This window comes from Mesonia aquimarina (assembly GCF_003667275.1).
Classification (GTDB): Bacteria; Bacteroidota; Bacteroidia; order Flavobacteriales; family Flavobacteriaceae; genus Mesonia; species Mesonia aquimarina.
Genome location: NZ_RCNV01000013.1, coordinates 24,832 through 41,785 on the forward strand (window position 1 = coordinate 24,832; position 16,954 = coordinate 41,785).

A 16,954-nucleotide genomic window follows, 5' to 3' on the forward strand; every position below is an offset into this window, starting at 1 on the left:
ATAAATAAAAACTAGCATTTATTCGCTGATGTTAGTATGGAGATTTAAAGTCCTTTTAATTGTGCTTCTCTCACTTTTTTAAACAAATCTGAAGAATATACAAAGTCGGTTACAGCTTCATTTTCGGTTTTAAAAATCTCATCATTGGTTCCGCGCCAAGCTAAAACTCCTTTTTGTAAGAAAATAATATTTTCACCTATTTCTAATACAGAGTTCATATCGTGTGTATTGATTACGGTAGTTATATCATTTTCTCGCGTAATTTCTTGAATTAAATTATCTATTAAAATTGCTGTTTTAGGATCTAAACCTGAGTTTGGCTCATCACAAAATAAATATTTTGGTTTATTGACAATTGCACGCGCAATGGCAACACGTTTTTGCATTCCTCCACTAATTTCAGCCGGATATTTATGTGGAGCATGATCAAGTTCTACACGTTTTAGAACTTCATCAACCCGCTCCATCATTTCATCTTTTTTCTGGTTGGTGAACATGCGTAGTGGAAACATTACATTTTCGGCAACCGTCATTGAATCAAATAAGGCGCCACCTTGAAAAACCATTCCCATCTCAGTACGCAGATTACGTTTTGCTTCTTGAGAAAGTGAAGAATAAGCTTTTCTGTTATATTCAATAGTGCCTTGTTCTGGTGTAAAAAGTCCTAAAAGGCATTTTAAAAAAACAGTTTTTCCTGAACCAGATTGACCAATAATTAAGTTGGTTTTTCCTTTGTAAAATTCAGTAGAAATTCCTTTCAAAATTTCTTCACCATTAAATCCTTTATGTAAGTCGTTTACTTTTATCATTAGCTTAGCAATAATTGAGTTAATACATAATTTACGATAATAAGTATTACGCTTGTCCATACAAAAGAAGTGGTACTGGCTTGACCAACTTCTAGTGCGCCGCCTTTCATATAATACCCATGATATGCCGGAACGGTGGCTAGAATTAATGCAAAAAAGAAACTTTTTATAAATGCATAAGCTAGATGAAATGGAATAAAGTCAGATTGTAGTCCGCTTAAAAATGCTTCGCCAGAAATAAAACCGCCAAGAACGCCTGCCATATAAGCTCCCATAATTCCCATAAACATAGAAATAGCAATAACAAATGGATAAAAAAGCATGGCAATAATTTTAGGGAAAATTAAATAGTTGGCAGAATTAATCCCCATAACTTCTAAAGCGTCAATTTGTTCCATAACGCGCATCGTTCCAATACTAGAAGTAATATAAGAACCTACTTTTCCCGCCATAATAATAGAAACAAACGTAGGAGAAAATTCTAAAATAATAGATTGTCTTGCTGTAAATGCTATTAAACTTTTTGGAATTAACGGGTTATTTAAATTTAGCGCAGTTTGTATGGTTACTACACCACCAATAAAAAAGGAAATGAAAACAACGATCCCTAAGGAGTTTACCATTAAATCATCAATTTCCTTGAAAATTAATTGGCGTAAAACAGAAGCTTTGGTCATTCTTCTGAATATATTCTTAATCATGATGAAATATTGACCTATATCTTGAAGGTATTTCATGTATTGAATTTTTGTAAAGCTAAAATAGCAAAAATAATTGCCAAAGTATTTAACTTACAATTAATCTTTATTCGCGCTTACATTTAATATTTTTGCATTCTTAAATTGAAATTTTAGATGAAAAAATTAATTTTCCTTGTAAGTGTACTTTTCGTTTTTAGTCAATGTAAAACGCCGGTTGCTGTAGAAAAAAAACAAGAGAATAAAATACAGGATTCTCTAATTGTTGTAGCAAAAAAACCGAAGTTAGTAGTTGGTATCGTAGTAGACCAAATGCGTTATGATTATTTAACCCGCTTTTGGGATAATTTTGGTGATGATGGATTTAAACGTTTAGTAGAAGAGGGGTTTACTTGTAGAAATAATCATTTTAATTATGTGCCTACCTATACCGGTCCGGGTCACGCTTCAGTTTATTCTGGAACTACGCCAGTAGGGCACGGAATTATATCTAACACTTGGTTTGATAAAAAAATAAATAAATCGGTTTATTGCACTGAAGATAATAGTGTAAAAAGTATAGGTATAGCAAATGAAGCCGGCCAAATGTCTCCAAAGCGAATGATGACAACAAGTATAGCTGATCAAAATAGATTACACACTCAATTTAAAGGGAAAACAATTGGGGTTGCCTTAAAAGATAGAGGAGCAATTCTTCCGGCCGGACACACGGCAAACGCAGCATATTGGTTTTACGGGAAAGATCAAGGGAAATTTATAAGCAGCAGTTTTTATCAAAAAGAACTCCCGGTTTGGGTACAACAATTTAATGCCTCAGAAAAAGCAGATTCTTACTTAAAAAACTGGAATACCTTAAATCCAATTGAAAGATATACCGAAAGTGGACAAGATGTTAGTCGCTATGAATTTGGTTTTATAGGAGAAGAAACACCAAGTTTTCCTTATGATTTAAAAAAATTAAGCAATGAAAATTCAGGTTTTGATATTTTAAAAACAACACCTTTTGGAAATAATTTAACAACCGATTTTGCTTTAACTGCGCTGGAAGAAGAAAATTTAGGAGCAGATGATTTTACAGATTTCTTGTGCATCAGTTATTCCAGTACAGATTATATAGGTCATAATTTTGGGGTAAATTCTAAAGAAGTTCAGGACGCATATATTCGATTAGATCAAGATATTTCTCGTTTGCTTTCTACCTTAGATAAAAAAGTGGGAAAAGGAAATTATACTTTATTTTTAACATCAGATCACGGGGCAGTGCAGGTTCCTTCTTTTTTAGCAGATCAAAAAATTCCGGCTGGTTATTTTGACGTGGAAGCTTTTCAAAAAGCTGTTACTTCCTTTTTAGGGAAAGAATATGGCGTTACCGATTTGGTAAAAAACATTTCTAATAATCAAGTGTTTTTTGATTACGAGCGTTTAGCTGAAGAAAATATCAATAGAACCGATTTAGAAAAAAACTTGGCACATTTTATATTGAATTTTTCTCATGTGTCAAAAACAATTACCCGAAGTGCTTTGAAAGAAAGTGAATTTTCTACGGGAACTTTTTCTTTAATTCAAAAAGGATTCCATCAAAAAAGAAGTGGAGATGTAGTTTTCATGTTAGATCCCGGTTATATTATTTATCCTGAAAAAGGTTCTACTCACGGAAGTGCTTTAAATTATGATACGCACGCACCGCTATTATTTTTCGGAAACGGAATTGAGCAAGGAGAAACTTATCAAAAAACTGAAATTACAGATATTGCACCCACAATCTCAGCATTATTGGGAATTGCTTTTCCAAATGGCGCAACCGGAAATGTGTTACCTTTTGTATTTAAAAAGGACTAAAATAATTTCGATTTAATTTTTTTCCATCGATATTTTCGAATCCATTTTCCTTCTTTTTCATTTACTAAAAAAGGAAGCTTATTTTTTTTCGCCTTAAAATATCCGGTTAAATAATCTTTTACCAAAGTAGGTTTTTTCTTCAGTAAGGCTAATTTAAGAGAGGCAATTAAAGTAATTAGAAAACCATATCGGAGTTTGTAAAAAGCTTCGCCTTGCTTATATTTTGAAGAATTATTATAGGTTTCTCCGGTAGCACGAAGATGTTTCACTTTTAAATTTTCATCAGTCTTAACGCTCCAACCGTAAAACTTTGCCAATAATTCATCTGCCGTGTCCCAACCCATAGAAGCTTTTAAGCCGCCAATTTGCTGAAAACAATCTTTTCGGTAAGCTTTTAACGCTCCACGAATATGATCTTTATTGGTTAAGTTTTCAAGTTTCCAATGATCACCAGATTTAATGTAGCAAAACCCGCCAACCATTCCTGTTTTTTTATCTGCTGAAAAATGACTTGCAACTTTTTCGAGGTAATTTGAAGGGAAAATTAAATCTGCATCAAATTTACATACAACATCATACTGATTATCTAGTTGTTCAAGTCCGTTTAGAAAAGCTTGAACAACTTTTCCGCCGGGCAAATGTGTGGGGGTAGAATTGTTATTGAAAAGTTTTACAATTGAATTTTTTTTAGAAAATTCAGTTACTTTTTCAGCGGTTTTATCAGTAGAATTATCATTTACCACTAAAATTTTTTCGGGTAAATATGTTTGTTCTATTAAAGATTGAAGCGTTTGTTGAATGCTTGCTTCTTCATTATGCGCTGGAATAATAATATAAAATCGCATAGATCTACTTTTTCCGCTCTGCGTAAACAATATAATAGCGCGGTGTGAACTTTCTAAGCAATGGGCGAATACCTATTTTTTTAACAGGGTTTGTCCATTTTTTTTGTGCTTTAATTTCCCAACCGGCTTTTTCTAAAAGCCAGTCAAATTGCCAATCTTCAAACTCATGATAATGCCGATCCCATGGATCAGTTTTACTTCGGTATGCAGACGAAAACCATAATTTTAACGGAACACTAGCAACTAATTTGCCGGCTTTAATCTCACTTAAAACATTAAATGGAGCTAGTAAGTGTTCAAATATTTCAAAAGCAGTAACAACATCTACATTTGCTTTTTGTACAGCTGCAAAATCTAGATCTAAGTCCTCTCCTTGCGTGTTTTCCACTTCGTACCCGGCGTTAATCATTATTTCGGAAAAAGGGTTTTTTACACCTAAATCTAAAATTTTTTTTGGGGCTGGACTGACTTCTTCTAAAAATTCTAAGGTGTGTTTATAACGTTTGTTTGGGAAATTATTTTCGTACAAAATTTTTAGTATTGATAAACTAGAGCATTAATATTCATTCCGGCGCCAACACTTGCAAAAATAACAACATCTCCTTTTTCTAAGTGTTGACTTTTTATTTTTTTGCTTGTTACCAAGTCAAATAAAGTAGGTAGTGTAGCAACAGAGCTGTTGCCTAATTCAGCAATGCTCATCGGCATGATATGTTCAGGAGCCGCTTTGTCGAAGAGCTTATAAAAACGCTCACAAATGGCTTGATCCATTTTTTCATTAGCTTGATGAATAAAAATCTTTTTCAATTTTTCTATAGGAACGCCACTTTTATCTAAACAACTTTTCATAGCTGTAGGAACGTGCGTTAATGCAAAATTGTAGATTTTTCTACCATTCATTTTTATGTAGCGTGTGGGCTGATTAAGCTCTTTATTATAAGATTCTTCAAAAGTTAAATAATATGCTTCATTGCGTGCGTAAGTAGCCGATTCGAAGGCTAAAATCCCGTCATTTTCTGTGTCGGTTTTTTCAATGATACTAGCACCGGCACCATCACTAAAAATCATACTATCACGATCGTGAACATCAACCACACGTGATAAGGTTTCAGCACCAATAACCAAGCATTTTTTTGCCATTCCAGCTTTTATAAATGCTTGTGCTTGGATAACACCCTCTAGCCAACCGGGACAGCCAAAAACAACATCATAGGCAACACAAGAAGGGTTATTTATTTTCAATTTAAATTTAACACGAGTTGCTAAACTTGGTACGGCATCACTTTGGATATTATTGTGTTTTACATCACCAAAATTTTGAGCAACAATAATATAATCTAGATTTTCAGGATCTATCTTGGCGTCTGCGATTGCCCGTTCTGCAGCGATAGCCGCAAGATCTGAAGTAGTTAATTCTTCATCGGCATAACGGCGTTCTTCTATACCTGTAATGGCCTTAAATTTTTTAATAATCAATTCATTAGAATCGGGAATAGCACTTCCATCCGGGTTTTTAAATTCGTGGTTTAAAAAATCAGTATTCTTAATACTTTTGGTAGGAATACAACTTCCTATTCCTGTTATTTTGATAGCCATATTTTAGCGTTGATAAATATTTGACAAACTAAGGAATATATTTAAAAAATAGAGGTAAAAGCTTACTTTTATTTCAGAATTGTTATTCTATTATTTTAAAAGCTTTTATTTGATGAATCAATAAAATAAGATAACAGTTTTTATCATAAATCAAAAACCCGAACAGACTTTGTTCGGGTTTTTTGAGTATATATTAGTTTAAAATTACTCAGAATCCATATATTCTTCAATAGGATCGCAAGTACACATTAAATTTCTGTCACCATAAGCATCATCTACTCGACGAACACTTGGCCAAAACTTATTATCGCTAACATAAGGTAATGGAAAAGCAGCCTCTTTTCTAGAATATGGGAAATGCCATTCTTCTGAAGTTAACATTTCCATAGTATGTGGTGCGTTTTTCAAGAGATTGTTTTCTTGATCTTCAATAGCATCAATTTCTTCTTTAATAGAATTTAACGCATCACAAAAACGATCTAATTCAGCTTTGCTTTCACTTTCTGTTGGCTCGATCATCATTGTTCCGGCAACCGGAAAAGAAACAGTAGGAGAGTGGAAACCATAATCAATTAATCGTTTCGCGATATCTACTACTTCAATGCCTTTTGTTTTAAACGGACGTAAATCTAAAATCATTTCGTGAGCAGCTCTTCCTCGTTCTCCGGAATAAAGTGTTTTGAAGTGATTGTTAAGGCGTTGTTTAATGTAGTTGGCGTTTAAAATTGCGTGTTCAGTTGCGCTTTTTAATCCTTTAGGGCCTAGCATAGAAATGTAAGCGTAAGAAATTAAACATACTAAAGAAGAGCCAAACGGAGCAGCAGAAATTGCTGAAATAGGATTAACTCCTCCAGTTTTAATTACTGGGTTTGAAGGTAAAAACGGAACTAAATCTTCAGCTACACAAATAGGTCCTACTCCTGGGCCACCACCACCGTGTGGAATAGCAAAAGTTTTATGTAAGTTTAAGTGACAGACATCTGCTCCAATTTTACCAGGATTAGTTAAGCCAACTTGTGCATTCATATTGGCACCATCCATATAAACTTTACCGCCGTTTTCGTGGATAATTTTTGTGATGTCTTTAATAGCCGATTCAAAAACGCCGTGCGTAGAAGGATAGGTTACCATTAAAGCTGCTAAATTGTCTTTATGCTTTAAAGCCTTTTCACGTAAATCATCTACATCAATATTTCCTTTATCGGTAGACTTCGTTACTACAACTTTCATTCCTGCCATTACAGCACTTGCCGGATTGGTTCCGTGTGCCGAAGAAGGAATTAAGCAAATGTTTCGGTGATTGTCTCCGTTTGCTTCATGGTATTTTTGAATAGCCATTAATCCCGCATATTCTCCTTGTGCACCAGAATTTGGTTGAAGAGAAGTTGCAGCAAAACCTGTAATTTCAGTAAGCTGATCCTCTAAGCGTTTTAACATTTCTTGATAACCTTGCGCTTGTTCAATCGGTGCAAAAGGGTGAATGTTGCCCCATTGCGGGTAACTTAACGGAAGCATTTCTGCTGCCGCGTTTAATTTCATCGTACAAGAACCTAAAGAAATCATGGAATGATTTAATGATAAATCTTTACGCTCAAGTTTTTTGATGTAACGCATCAATTCTGTTTCTGAATGATAGCGATTAAAAACCTCATTGGTTAAAAACGGCGTATCTCTTGAAACTGATGTGTTATCTAATAAGTTTTTCTCTAAACGAGTTATTTTTATGGATTCTTTTCCGGCAACGTGCGCAAAAACAGCAACGATATTATTTAAATCGTTTAAGGAAGTAGCTTCATTAATTGAAATGGAAACCGTTTCTGCATCTGGATAGTAAAAGTTAATTTCACTAGCTTCAGCAATTTGTTTTACTTTTTCAGCATCAGCTTTTACTTGAATCGTATCAAAATAAGTTTCATTAGTTTGATAAAATCCTAGTTTTTCTAAGGCATCGGCAAGTTCTGCCGCAGATTGGTGAACTTTATCTGCAATATAAGTTAGTCCATTTGGTCCGTGATAAACCGCGTACATTCCTGCCATAACGGCTAATAAAACTTGTGCGGTACAAATATTTGATGTTGCACGATCTCTTTTAATATGTTGTTCGCGCGTTTGTAATGCCATTCTTAAGGCTAAATTACCGTCACGATCTTTTGTTACCCCAATAATTCTACCCGGTACATTTCTTTTATATTCTTGTTTTGTAGCAAAATAAGCAGCATGTGGTCCTCCATAACCTAATGGAATTCCGAAACGTTGTGTTGTACCAACGACTACATCTACACCTAATTCTCCTGGAGCACGTAATTTTACTAAGCTTAAAATATCTGCTGCAACAGCTGTTTTAATTTCGGCGTCTTTTGCTTTTTGAACAAATCCTGCATAGTCAAATACTTTTCCTGAAGCTCCCGGATATTGTAATAAGGTTCCGAAGAATTCTTCAGAAAAATCAAATTCTTCGTGATTGCCGATAACAAGTTCAATTCCTAAAGGATTAGCTCTCGTTTGTAAAACAGCTATAGTTTGTGGTAATACTTCTTCAGAAACAAAAAACTTAACTACTTTGTTTTTCTTCTGCGTTCTATTTCTTACTGCAAAAAGTAAATTCATTGCTTCTGCAGCTGCTGTAGATTCATCTAGTAGTGAAGCGTTTGCTAATTCTAAACCGGTTAGATCTACAATCATGGTCTGGAAATTAACCAAAGCCTCTAACCTACCTTGAGCAATTTCTGCTTGGTAAGGCGTGTAAGCGGTGTACCATCCTGGATTTTCTAATACATTACGCTGTATGACCGGCGGAGTATTAGAGTTATGATATCCTAAACCAATGTAGGTTTTAAAAACCTTATTTTTAGCTGCAAGTTTGGTAATATGTTCTAAGTATTCTTGCTCGCTTAAGGCTTCGGGAAGATCAAGCTCTTTTTCAAGTTTAATTCCGTCAGGAAGCGTTTCATAAATAAGTTGGTCTAATGAATCTGCTCCAATAGTTTGCAGCATTTCTGAAATGTTTTCAGGTCTCGGACCGATGTGTCGTAACGCAAAAGAATCTGTGTTCATGTAATCTAAAAATTGCTGTGTTTGTGGTTTGCAAAAGTACGATATTTAAGTGAAAAAAAATGTTAAGTTGTTTATTTAAAAATCAGCTTTATTTATGCTTAATTTTCCTAATAAAATTAGCTGTATTTTTGTGTGATGAGTAAATTAAAAAAAACACTAATTTTTTATATAAACAGTAGTATTCACGTGGCTTTTGCAATTGCTGCTTTAGCTTGGATTAGTTTTTTAGAATTAAATATTCCTGTAGATTTTACAATTTTATGTTTTATTTTTTTGAGTTCTATTACCGGTTATAATTTTGTAAAGTACGCCGGTATTGCGAAATTGCATCATCAAAGTTTGACAAAAAATTTGCGAATAATTCAATTATTTTCGTTTGCCTGTTTTTTAGTATTGATTTATTTTTCATCGCTTCAAACATTAGATGTGATTTGGGTGACCAGCATTTTAGGAATATTTACTTTTTTTTATACTGTTCCTTTTTTACCCGATAGAACAAATTTGCGAAGTTTACGTAGTTTAAAAATTTTTGTTATAGCTTTGGTTTGGGCAGGGACAACAGTTTTACTTCCGGTAGTAAATTTTCAAGAAGTTTTTAATTCAGAAATTGTATTGCTCTTTTTACAACGATTTCTTTTTGTAGTTGCGTTAACAATTCCGTTTGAAATAAGAGATGTGGTCTTTGATCGTGCTAATTTAGGAACATTGCCACAATTAACCGGAACCGAGCAGTCTAAAAAAATCGGCTATGTGCTCTTGTTTTTATTTTTGGGAATAGATTTTTTTTTAGCAGATAATTTTATAAGTACAATTCCAGAAATTCTTACAGTGATAATTTTGGCGGTGAGCATTTATAAATCTTCAACAAGTCAAAATAGATATTTTTCTGCTTTTTGGGTAGAAGGAATTCCGTTGCTTTGGTTGTTTTTCGAGTTTCTTCTTTAAATAAGCTTATTTTCGATTTCTATTTTTATTCAACTCTTCTAAAAAACGATGATGTAATTCATTTTTTTCATTTTTATTAAGCGAACTAAAATTTGCTTGCTGTAGTAAACTGGTTAGCTTTTTATTTTTTTGCCGATATTTTCTGCAATTATTACAAAGTAAAAGATGAAATAATAATTTAACTCGATCCCAGATCGGAGCTTCGTTATATTGGCATTTGTCACAAGTTGCGCTTGCCTTATTACAGCCTGAAGAAGGTTTGTTTTTAGAACTCATAAATGCTTATTTCAACCAGTTTTTTTCTAAACACGATGCTAGTGTGGTGCGAGCACGGTGTATAATTACCCAAAGATTAGACGTACTAATATTAAACTCATTACAAATAACATCAGTATCAATATTATCAATTGTTTTCATCTTGAAAATTTTGGCATGTTTTTCGTTTAAATTTTCTAAACAATTATAAATGGCCATACCTAATTCTGAATTGATGAGCTGGTCTTCAGCATTCTTTTCATGGAGGTTGCTTATTTGTTCTTCAAGCCAGTCGCCTTCACGATCGTTTTGAATATAATCAGGTTTTATTTCAGCTTGTGCCTTTTTTGAATTGATTTTTCTATAATAATCAATAATTTTGCGTTTTAAAATAGATATTAGCCAAGTGCGCTCGGTTGCTTGTCCTTTAAAATTTTTCATCGATTTTAAGCCGGCCAAAAATGTTTCAGAAATAAGATCTTTGGCAACCTCACGGTCATTTACCCTGGTTATGGTATAATTAAAAAGATAATTTGAATAATTATCTACCCATTTTTCAGGATTGATCTGGTGTTTGCTCGAGGCCATAATTTAAAAATCTGATTCTCTAAAATTACGAAGAATCCAGCAGGAAAGGTTTTAGGGAATTGTGAAAAAAAACATAAAATGAAAAAACTTTTAATAATAGGTTATTTATGGCCAGAGCCTGCATCTTCTGCTGCAGGAAGTAGAATGATGCAGTTAATCGATTTATTTTTAGAACAAGATTGGAAAATAACCTACGCCAGCCCGGCAAGCAATAAAGAATTTTCTACAGACCTTACTGCGCTAGGAATACAGAAAAAAGAAATAAAAACCAACGACAGTTCTTTTAATGACTATTTAAAAGAAGAACAGCCTGAAGCTGTGATGTTTGACCGATTTATGATGGAAGAGCAATTTGGTTGGCGCGTTGCAGAAAATTGCCCAAAAGCCATTCGGGTTTTAGATACCGAAGATTTACATTTCTTTAGAAATGCGCGTTACGAAGCTTTTAAAAAAGGACGTAGTTTGCAAAAATCAGATTTGCACAGCGATGAGGCTAGAAGAGAAATTGCCAGTATTTTACGATGCGATATTTCATTGATTATTTCAGAAGCAGAAAAAGACTTATTAGTCGAGCGTTTTAAAATTAATCCAGATTTATTACTTTACATTCCGTTTTTGGTTGATAGATTGCCTTTAGAAAGTTTAGCAGAAAAGCCTTCTTTTGATAAGCGTAATGATTTTATGTTTATCGGTAATTTTTTACACGCACCAAATTGGGATGCTGTTTTATATTTAAAAAATAATATTTGGCCGCTGATAAGAAAACAATTGCCCAAGGCAAAATTGCATATTTATGGAGCTTACGCCTCTCAGAAAGTATTACAATTACAAAATAAAAGACAAGGTTTTTTGGTTGAAGGTAGAACAGAGAATCCGGCTGAGAATTTTGAGAAAGCAAAAATTTTATTAGCGCCGCTTCGTTTTGGAGCAGGAATTAAAGGCAAGTTTATAGAGGCTATGATTGCCGGTACGCCTAGCGTAACAACCACAATTGGTGCTGAAGGAATTTGTGGAATTAATCCCTGGAATGGGGAGATTGCTAACGAAGATCAAGCCATTGCAGATGCCGCAGTTACTTTATATAATCAAGAAAAACGCTGGACAAAAGCACAACAATTTGGGTTTAGAATTTTAAATAAACGTTTTCAGAAAGAAACTTTTGCAGGTTTACTTTTTGAAAAAATGACCTACTTAGAAAATAATCTTGAAAATCATCGCTCCAAAAATTTTATGGGTTCTATGTTGATGCATCACACCTTAAAAAGCACAAAATATATGGCCTTGTGGATTGAAGCAAAAAATAAATTGGCCGATAAAAAACAATAATAATGGCTGGTATTTATATTCATATTCCGTTTTGTAAGCAAGCTTGTTTTTATTGCGATTTTCATTTTTCTACATCCATGAAAAAGAAAAATTCGCTGGTAAATGCGCTCTGTCACGAAATGTATTTGCGAAAATCCACTATTACAGAACCGGTAGAAACTATTTATTTTGGAGGTGGAACACCAAGTTTATTAACATCAGCAGAACTTGAACAGCTTTTTAATTGTATAGATGAATTATTTCAGGTTCAAGAAAACGCAGAAATTACATTAGAAGCCAATCCTGATGATCTTACTGAAGAAAAATTGATTCAACTTTCAGCTTCAAAAATTAATCGCTTAAGTATTGGTGTGCAATCTTTTTTTCAAGAAGATTTAGTACTAATGAATCGTGCACATAATTCAACTGAAGCCTTAAACGCAATTCAATCAGCTAAAAAATATTTCAACAATATTTCAATCGACTTAATTTACGGAATTCCAGATATGAGTTTAGCGCAATGGAAAAAGAATCTGGCTATGACATTAGATTTAGAAATTCCGCATGTTTCTAGCTATGCGCTAACAGTAGAGCCTAATACCGCTTTAAAAAGCATGATAGAAAAAGGTAAGATAAAGCCGGTAGATGAAGACAAAGCAAAGCAACATTTTGATGTTTTGCAAGAAACACTTACTGAAGCTGGATTTGTAAATTATGAATTTTCAAATTTTGGAAAACCCGGTTACTTCTCTAAAAACAATACTGCTTATTGGATGGGTAAACCTTATTTAGGAATCGGTCCGTCAGCGCACAGTTTTGATGGTAAAAAACGTAGTTGGAATATAAATAATAATGCCAAATATTTAAAAGCTATTGAGCAAGATGAATTGCCATTAGAAAAAGAATATTTATCAATAACCGATCGTTATAACGAATACGTGTTAACACGGTTAAGAACGATGTGGGGAGTTTCTGAAGAAGAAATATTATCGAATTTCGGAAAAAAATTCCTTGATTATTTTATCAAGGAATCCAAGGTTTTTTTTGAAGATAATTTATTAGAAAAAGTTGACAAAAAAATTACCATCACTTTAAAAGGGAAATTTTTAAGTGATGGAATTGCTGCTGCTTTATTTTATATTGATTAACTCAGAATTTTGGCAACTTCAGCATTAATAAATTCTAAGAAAACTTCATCTTTTTCGGTAAATGGATTGATAGTGTGCGAATCGATATCAATTTGTCCAATATTTTCGCCTTCAACAAAAAGCGGGACTACAATTTCAGCCTTTACATCGATACTGCAAGCAATATAATTATCTTGTGCTTTTACATCGGGTACAGTAAAATTCTGGTTAGATTCCGCTACTTGTCCGCAAATTCCTTTGCCAAAAGGAATAATAACATGATCGGTATGCGCCCCGGCATAAGCTCTTAGTTTTAGCTCTTTTTTATTACCGTTTTTAAAATAAAAACCAACCCAATTATAATAATCTATATTGTCTTTCAGTAGACTGCAGATTTCATTTAATCTGTGATCTACAGAAAGTTGCTTTTTAGAAAGTATGGTTTTTATTTCTGTTTTTAATTCATCTAAATTCATTTCCTTTTTTTAGCAAAAGTATTTATTATTTCACGTAAATTGGTTTTTGAATTGCATAAATTTGTAGTAGACAATAATGATTTGACAAAGATTTTACGAAAAAATAAAAGTGTACTTCAATTTTTAGCAATATTTGGAGCTTGCTATCTTGTGCTTACCATTCTTTATCATTTTTATTTATCGGTTGCAAGTTCTACAAATTATTATCCAGATTTTATTACACATTTAGTAGCAGAGCAGAGTCAACAAACTATAAGTAGTTTTGGCTATCACGCTAAAATTTTACCTCATTTACAGGAAGCTTCTATGCGTTTATTTGTAAATGAAAAATACTTAGTGCGCATTGTTGAAGGCTGTAATGCTGTTAGCGTACTTATTTTATTCAGTTCTTTTGTGTTAGCCTTTCATGGAAGTTTAAAAAAAACCATTCTATTTTTATTAGGAGGTAGCGTATTAATTTATAGTTTAAACATTTTTAGAATTGCTTTATTAGCTATTGGGATTTATAATTACCCGAACTATCAAGAATTACTACACGGAACGGTTTTTCCAGTAATAATTTATGGAGCAGTTTTTTTGCTTTGGATATTTTGGGTGAGAATTGTTTCTAAAAAAACACCGCATGCGTAATTGGATTAAAATTTTATTGATATTACTCCTATTTGGATGTTTAGCGCTGATCCGTTTTTTTGAAAGTGAATTATTTTTTGATCCGTTTATAGAATTTTATAAAGGAAATTACCAAACCGCAACACCACCAGAAATTGATGTTTTTTTAGTTACGCTAAATACGTTATTTCGCTTTCTGTTGAATAGTATAATTTCTTTACTAATTCTTTGGATAGCTTTTAAAAAGAGAGAAGTGATAAAATTTTCTAGCTTTTTGTTTGCGATTTTTGGTGCAATTTTATTTATAATTTTTCTTTACTTATTATTTAATTTAAACAAAGTCGATTATTTTTTACTGTTCTATGTGCGTCGTTTTCTAATACAACCGGTTTTAATTTTGTTACTAATTCCCGCCTTTTATTACCAGCAATATTTAAAAAAAGCCGATTAAAAAACCGGCTTTATATTTTACGAAAAATGAAGATTAGTGATTATGACCTTCGTGATCATCATGAGTTTCTTCTTCCATTTCTTCGTCAGCTTCATCAGCAGCATCTTCAACTTTATCGGCTCCTTTTTCTATAGCTTCTCCGGTTTCTTCTACACCTTCTTCTATAGCATCGCCAGTTTTCTCTGCAGCGTCCTCAATGTCTTCGCCAACAGCTTCAACAGCTTCTTCAGTTTTTTCTTTTGTAGTTTCTCGGCAAGATGTTGTTGCTAAGACTAATGAAAGAGCAGCAAAGCTCAACATTATTTTTTTCATAATAGGTTATTTTAAAATTTTAAGGGATAAAAATACTCATTTTTTTAACTCCTTAACAAGAAAAAGGTCTTTTTCAAACGTAGAAAAAGACCTTTTTTATTTTAAGGAAAGACTGACGTTTTATAAATCGTCGTTTCCGCCCATTCCAGTATTTTCTTCTACTTCATCAGCACCTTCCTCAGCAGCGTCGCCAACGTCTTCAGCAGCATCTTCTACAGCATCACCTGTGTCTTCTGCGGCATCTTCGATAGCGTCTCCGGTATCGTCTGCAGCTTCTTCCATATCATCAGTTTTCTTTTCTTCGTTTCTGCAAGAAGTAAAGGCTGTACTGAATGCAAAAAGCATTGCCAGCATTACAATTGATTTTTTCATAATGTTATTTTTATAGTTTAGGGTTTATTATTTGTCGTCTCCAATCTTATCGATTTCTTCGTTCACTTCTTTGTCAACTTCATTATCGATTTTTTCGCCGGTACGTTCTAAAATTCCTTTTTCTTCTTTGGTTTCTTTTTCAACCTCAACTTCTTTAACCACCTCTTTTGTTTTGGTTTCCTCTCTACAAGATGTGGTAAAAGCTAAAGCTAAAAAGGTTAGGCAAATACCTAGGCTAAATTTTTTCATAACTTTTTCAATTAATGTTAATTAATGGGCTAAATTATAATATTTACCAAGGCTTTAATAGATAGAATTGATAAATTTTTATTAAAATTTGTCAATAATTTGTTATGACTGTGAAAGTAAGTTAGAAATATGCTTTACTATTTTTACAGTTGCTCCGGTTTGCGAATTGATAAATTCTTTAGCATTCCTGCCACTTTTTTGTCGAAAAGAATTGTCTGTAATTAATCGGTCTAAAATAATTTGAAGGCTTTGTTGATTATCTACCGAAAATAGACCTTTTTGTTTTTGCAGAGCAATTGCTTCCGGAAAATTCAGGTAATTTTTACCAATAACAATTGGCACTCCAAATGTAGCGGGCTCTAGAATATTGTGCAATCCTGTTGTGCCCATTGCTCCACCAACATAGGCAATTGTTGCGTAAGAATATGCTTTTGTTAATAAACCAATAGTGTCTAATATAAATACTTGCGCTTCTTTTAAATTCTGATTTTCGTATTCACTAAAACGGATACTTTTTGCAGTGAGTTTTTTTTGTAAAGCTTTTATTTTTACGGAATTTATTTGATGTGGCGCAATAACAAATTTTACATCTTTTGAAGTGTTGTTGATGTAAGAAACTAGTATTTCTTCATCTTCAGGCCAAGTACTTCCGCAAATAACGCATGTTTTTTGATCTTTAAAGTTATCTAAAAAAGTTAACTCATTTTTTTGATCAAGTTGTCTACTTACACGGTCAAAACGGGTATCGCCGCTCACGCTTACATTCTTAAAACCAAAAGTGTTCAACAGTTTTTTTGAATTTTCTTCCTGAACAAATAAATGTTGAAAAGTATGTAAAGCCTTCAGCATAAATTTTCCATAGGCTTTAAAATAGATTTGATTTTTCCTAAAAACGCCCGAAACCAAAATAGAATTGACTGATTTTTTTTGAAGTTCAAAAAGTAAATTCGGCCAAATTTCATATTTAATAAATAGGGCTATTTCAGGCTGAACGATTTCTACAAATTTTTTGGCATTACTTTTTGTATCTAAAGGAAGGTAGGTAACAACATCTGCTAACGCAGAGTTTTTTTTGATTTCATAACCCGATGGTGAAAAAAATGTGATTAAAATCTGATGTTCAGGAAAATTTTCTTTTAGTTTTTCTAAAACCGGAACGCCTTGTTCATATTCTCCCAAGGATGCAGCATGCATCCAAATAACAGGCTTTTTTTTGCCTACTTTTTCCTCTAAAATGCTAAAACTCTTTTTTCTTCCTTGATAAAATAATTTCATCTTCGGATTAAAAAGTGCGATTAGTGGTAGTAACTTTTCAAAAAGTGTAATTAATATTGAGTAAAGTGTACGCAAGCTTTTTTAATTTTTGCTAAAATACGTTATTCTCTAAAATTGAATTGTTGTTAGAACCGATATTTCGTATTTTC

Annotated in this window: 19 protein-coding genes; 6 read left to right on the forward strand and 13 right to left on the reverse strand. The window is 33.0% G+C overall.

The genetic code is table 11. From position 1 onward, the window contains the following. Positions 1 to 44: 44 nt before the first annotated feature. Together D9R05_RS14065 and D9R05_RS14070 are read right to left on the reverse strand one after the other, a co-directional pair. The gene (locus D9R05_RS14065) at positions 45 to 809 is read right to left on the reverse strand and encodes an ABC transporter ATP-binding protein (RefSeq protein ID WP_121667870.1); all 765 of its coding nucleotides are present in this window, start codon (positions 807 to 809) and stop codon (positions 45 to 47) included. Beyond that, the gene (locus D9R05_RS14070; RefSeq protein WP_121667871.1) at positions 809 to 1,546 is read right to left on the reverse strand and encodes an MlaE family ABC transporter permease; all 738 of its coding nucleotides are present in this window, start codon (positions 1,544 to 1,546) and stop codon (positions 809 to 811) included. The genes D9R05_RS14065 and D9R05_RS14070 overlap by 1 nt, the downstream gene beginning before the upstream one ends. 117 nt (positions 1,547 to 1,663) lie before the next feature. Here D9R05_RS14070 and pafA point away from each other — a divergent pair, with 117 nt between their 5' ends. After that, complete coding sequence (pafA, locus tag D9R05_RS14075) at positions 1,664 to 3,346, forward strand: alkaline phosphatase PafA (RefSeq protein WP_121667872.1); 1,683 nt, start codon at positions 1,664 to 1,666, stop codon at positions 3,344 to 3,346. Here the strand turns inward: pafA and D9R05_RS14080 are convergent. The 4 genes from D9R05_RS14080 to gcvP all read right to left on the reverse strand — a co-directional run bounded on the left by D9R05_RS14080 (position 3,343) and on the right by gcvP (position 8,841). Beyond that, positions 3,343 to 4,191 carry a glycosyltransferase gene (locus D9R05_RS14080; protein WP_121667873.1) on the reverse strand — a complete coding sequence of 283 codons (849 nt, stop codon included), beginning with the start codon at positions 4,189 to 4,191 and terminating at the stop codon, positions 3,343 to 3,345. The genes pafA and D9R05_RS14080 overlap by 4 nt on opposite strands. Positions 4,192 to 4,195: 4 nt before the next feature. Next, positions 4,196 to 4,720, reverse strand: coding sequence for a methyltransferase domain-containing protein (locus D9R05_RS14085; protein WP_121667874.1), 525 nt, complete (start codon positions 4,718 to 4,720; stop codon positions 4,196 to 4,198). Between the two features lie 5 nt (positions 4,721 to 4,725). Beyond that, positions 4,726 to 5,787 carry a 3-oxoacyl-ACP synthase III family protein gene (locus D9R05_RS14090; protein WP_121667875.1) on the reverse strand — a complete coding sequence of 354 codons (1,062 nt, stop codon included), beginning with the start codon at positions 5,785 to 5,787 and terminating at the stop codon, positions 4,726 to 4,728. A 204-nt stretch (positions 5,788 to 5,991) separates the two neighbouring features. Beyond that, complete coding sequence (gcvP, locus tag D9R05_RS14095; protein ID WP_121667876.1) at positions 5,992 to 8,841, reverse strand: aminomethyl-transferring glycine dehydrogenase; 2,850 nt, start codon at positions 8,839 to 8,841, stop codon at positions 5,992 to 5,994. A 135-nt stretch (positions 8,842 to 8,976) separates the two neighbouring features. Between gcvP and D9R05_RS14100 the strand changes: the two genes are divergently transcribed. Continuing rightward, complete coding sequence (locus tag D9R05_RS14100) at positions 8,977 to 9,786, forward strand: UbiA prenyltransferase family protein (RefSeq protein WP_121667877.1); 810 nt, start codon at positions 8,977 to 8,979, stop codon at positions 9,784 to 9,786. 6 nt (positions 9,787 to 9,792) lie between these two features. Here D9R05_RS14100 and D9R05_RS14105 read toward each other — a convergent pair whose 3' ends face one another. Continuing rightward, on the reverse strand, positions 9,793 to 10,062 hold the full coding sequence (locus D9R05_RS14105; RefSeq protein ID WP_121667878.1) for a hypothetical protein: 270 nt from the start codon (positions 10,060 to 10,062) through the stop codon (positions 9,793 to 9,795). Positions 10,063 to 10,068: 6 nt separating this feature from the next. After that, positions 10,069 to 10,629, reverse strand: coding sequence for a sigma-70 family RNA polymerase sigma factor (locus D9R05_RS14110; RefSeq protein WP_121667879.1), 561 nt, complete (start codon positions 10,627 to 10,629; stop codon positions 10,069 to 10,071). Positions 10,630 to 10,707: 78 nt separating this feature from the next. On the opposite strand from D9R05_RS14110, the gene D9R05_RS14115 reads away from it, so the two are divergent. Both D9R05_RS14115 and hemW read left to right on the forward strand, forming a co-directional pair. Then, on the forward strand, positions 10,708 to 11,955 hold the full coding sequence (locus tag D9R05_RS14115) for a glycosyltransferase (RefSeq protein WP_121667880.1): 1,248 nt from the start codon (positions 10,708 to 10,710) through the stop codon (positions 11,953 to 11,955). A 2-nt stretch (positions 11,956 to 11,957) separates the two neighbouring features. Beyond that, the gene (hemW, locus tag D9R05_RS14120; protein ID WP_121667881.1) at positions 11,958 to 13,082 is read left to right on the forward strand and encodes a radical SAM family heme chaperone HemW; all 1,125 of its coding nucleotides are present in this window, start codon (positions 11,958 to 11,960) and stop codon (positions 13,080 to 13,082) included. On the opposite strand, the gene D9R05_RS14125 is transcribed toward hemW, so the two are convergent. Beyond that, complete coding sequence (locus tag D9R05_RS14125; protein WP_121667882.1) at positions 13,079 to 13,537, reverse strand: GAF domain-containing protein; 459 nt, start codon at positions 13,535 to 13,537, stop codon at positions 13,079 to 13,081. The genes hemW and D9R05_RS14125 overlap by 4 nt on opposite strands. A 51-nt stretch (positions 13,538 to 13,588) precedes the next feature. Here D9R05_RS14125 and xrtF point away from each other — a divergent pair, with 51 nt between their 5' ends. After that, positions 13,589 to 14,167 carry an exosortase family protein XrtF gene (xrtF, locus tag D9R05_RS14130; RefSeq protein WP_240463084.1) on the forward strand — a complete coding sequence of 193 codons (579 nt, stop codon included), beginning with the start codon at positions 13,589 to 13,591 and terminating at the stop codon, positions 14,165 to 14,167. Then, positions 14,160 to 14,597 (forward strand): exosortase F system-associated membrane protein, encoded by a 438-nt coding sequence (locus D9R05_RS14135; protein WP_121667883.1) that lies wholly within the window; start codon positions 14,160 to 14,162, stop codon positions 14,595 to 14,597. Before xrtF ends, D9R05_RS14135 begins: the two co-directional genes overlap by 8 nt. Before the next feature lie 33 nt (positions 14,598 to 14,630). Here D9R05_RS14135 and D9R05_RS14140 read toward each other — a convergent pair whose 3' ends face one another. The 4 genes from D9R05_RS14140 to D9R05_RS14155 all read right to left on the reverse strand — a co-directional run bounded on the left by D9R05_RS14140 (position 14,631) and on the right by D9R05_RS14155 (position 16,880). Then, complete coding sequence (locus tag D9R05_RS14140; protein ID WP_121667884.1) at positions 14,631 to 14,909, reverse strand: hypothetical protein; 279 nt, start codon at positions 14,907 to 14,909, stop codon at positions 14,631 to 14,633. Positions 14,910 to 15,029: 120 nt separating this feature from the next. Then, a complete protein-coding gene (locus D9R05_RS14145; protein WP_121667885.1) occupies positions 15,030 to 15,281 on the reverse strand; it encodes a hypothetical protein in 252 nt (83 codons plus the stop codon). A 27-nt stretch (positions 15,282 to 15,308) separates the two neighbouring features. Further along, positions 15,309 to 15,530, reverse strand: coding sequence for a hypothetical protein (locus D9R05_RS14150; RefSeq protein WP_121667886.1), 222 nt, complete (start codon positions 15,528 to 15,530; stop codon positions 15,309 to 15,311). Between the two features lie 102 nt (positions 15,531 to 15,632). Then, entirely contained in the window at positions 15,633 to 16,880 is a 1,248-nt protein-coding gene (locus D9R05_RS14155; protein WP_121667887.1) for a 3-deoxy-D-manno-octulosonic acid transferase, read from the reverse strand. Between the last annotated feature and the right edge of the window lie 74 nt (positions 16,881 to 16,954).

Coding starts and splice junctions, on each gene's coding strand:
- pafA (WP_121667872.1), top strand. CDS start 1,664: ATGAAAAAATTAATTTTCCTTGTAAGTGTACTTTTCGTTTTTAGTCAA.
- gcvP (WP_121667876.1), bottom strand. CDS start 8,841: ATGAACACAGATTCTTTTGCGTTACGACACATCGGTCCGAGACCTGAA.
- D9R05_RS14135 (WP_121667883.1), top strand. CDS start 14,160: ATGCGTAATTGGATTAAAATTTTATTGATATTACTCCTATTTGGATGT.
- D9R05_RS14145 (WP_121667885.1), bottom strand. CDS start 15,281: ATGAAAAAATCAATTGTAATGCTGGCAATGCTTTTTGCATTCAGTACA.
- hemW (WP_121667881.1), top strand. CDS start 11,958: ATGGCTGGTATTTATATTCATATTCCGTTTTGTAAGCAAGCTTGTTTT.
- D9R05_RS14070 (WP_121667871.1), bottom strand. CDS start 1,546: ATGAAATACCTTCAAGATATAGGTCAATATTTCATCATGATTAAGAAT.
- D9R05_RS14125 (WP_121667882.1), bottom strand. CDS start 13,537: ATGAATTTAGATGAATTAAAAACAGAAATAAAAACCATACTTTCTAAA.
- D9R05_RS14105 (WP_121667878.1), bottom strand. CDS start 10,062: ATGAGTTCTAAAAACAAACCTTCTTCAGGCTGTAATAAGGCAAGCGCA.
- D9R05_RS14090 (WP_121667875.1), bottom strand. CDS start 5,787: ATGGCTATCAAAATAACAGGAATAGGAAGTTGTATTCCTACCAAAAGT.
- D9R05_RS14065 (WP_121667870.1), bottom strand. CDS start 809: ATGATAAAAGTAAACGACTTACATAAAGGATTTAATGGTGAAGAAATT.
- D9R05_RS14110 (WP_121667879.1), bottom strand. CDS start 10,629: ATGGCCTCGAGCAAACACCAGATCAATCCTGAAAAATGGGTAGATAAT.
- D9R05_RS14100 (WP_121667877.1), top strand. CDS start 8,977: ATGAGTAAATTAAAAAAAACACTAATTTTTTATATAAACAGTAGTATT.
- D9R05_RS14115 (WP_121667880.1), top strand. CDS start 10,708: ATGAAAAAACTTTTAATAATAGGTTATTTATGGCCAGAGCCTGCATCT.
- D9R05_RS14140 (WP_121667884.1), bottom strand. CDS start 14,909: ATGAAAAAAATAATGTTGAGCTTTGCTGCTCTTTCATTAGTCTTAGCA.
- D9R05_RS14080 (WP_121667873.1), bottom strand. CDS start 4,191: ATGCGATTTTATATTATTATTCCAGCGCATAATGAAGAAGCAAGCATT.
- D9R05_RS14150 (WP_121667886.1), bottom strand. CDS start 15,530: ATGAAAAAATTTAGCCTAGGTATTTGCCTAACCTTTTTAGCTTTAGCT.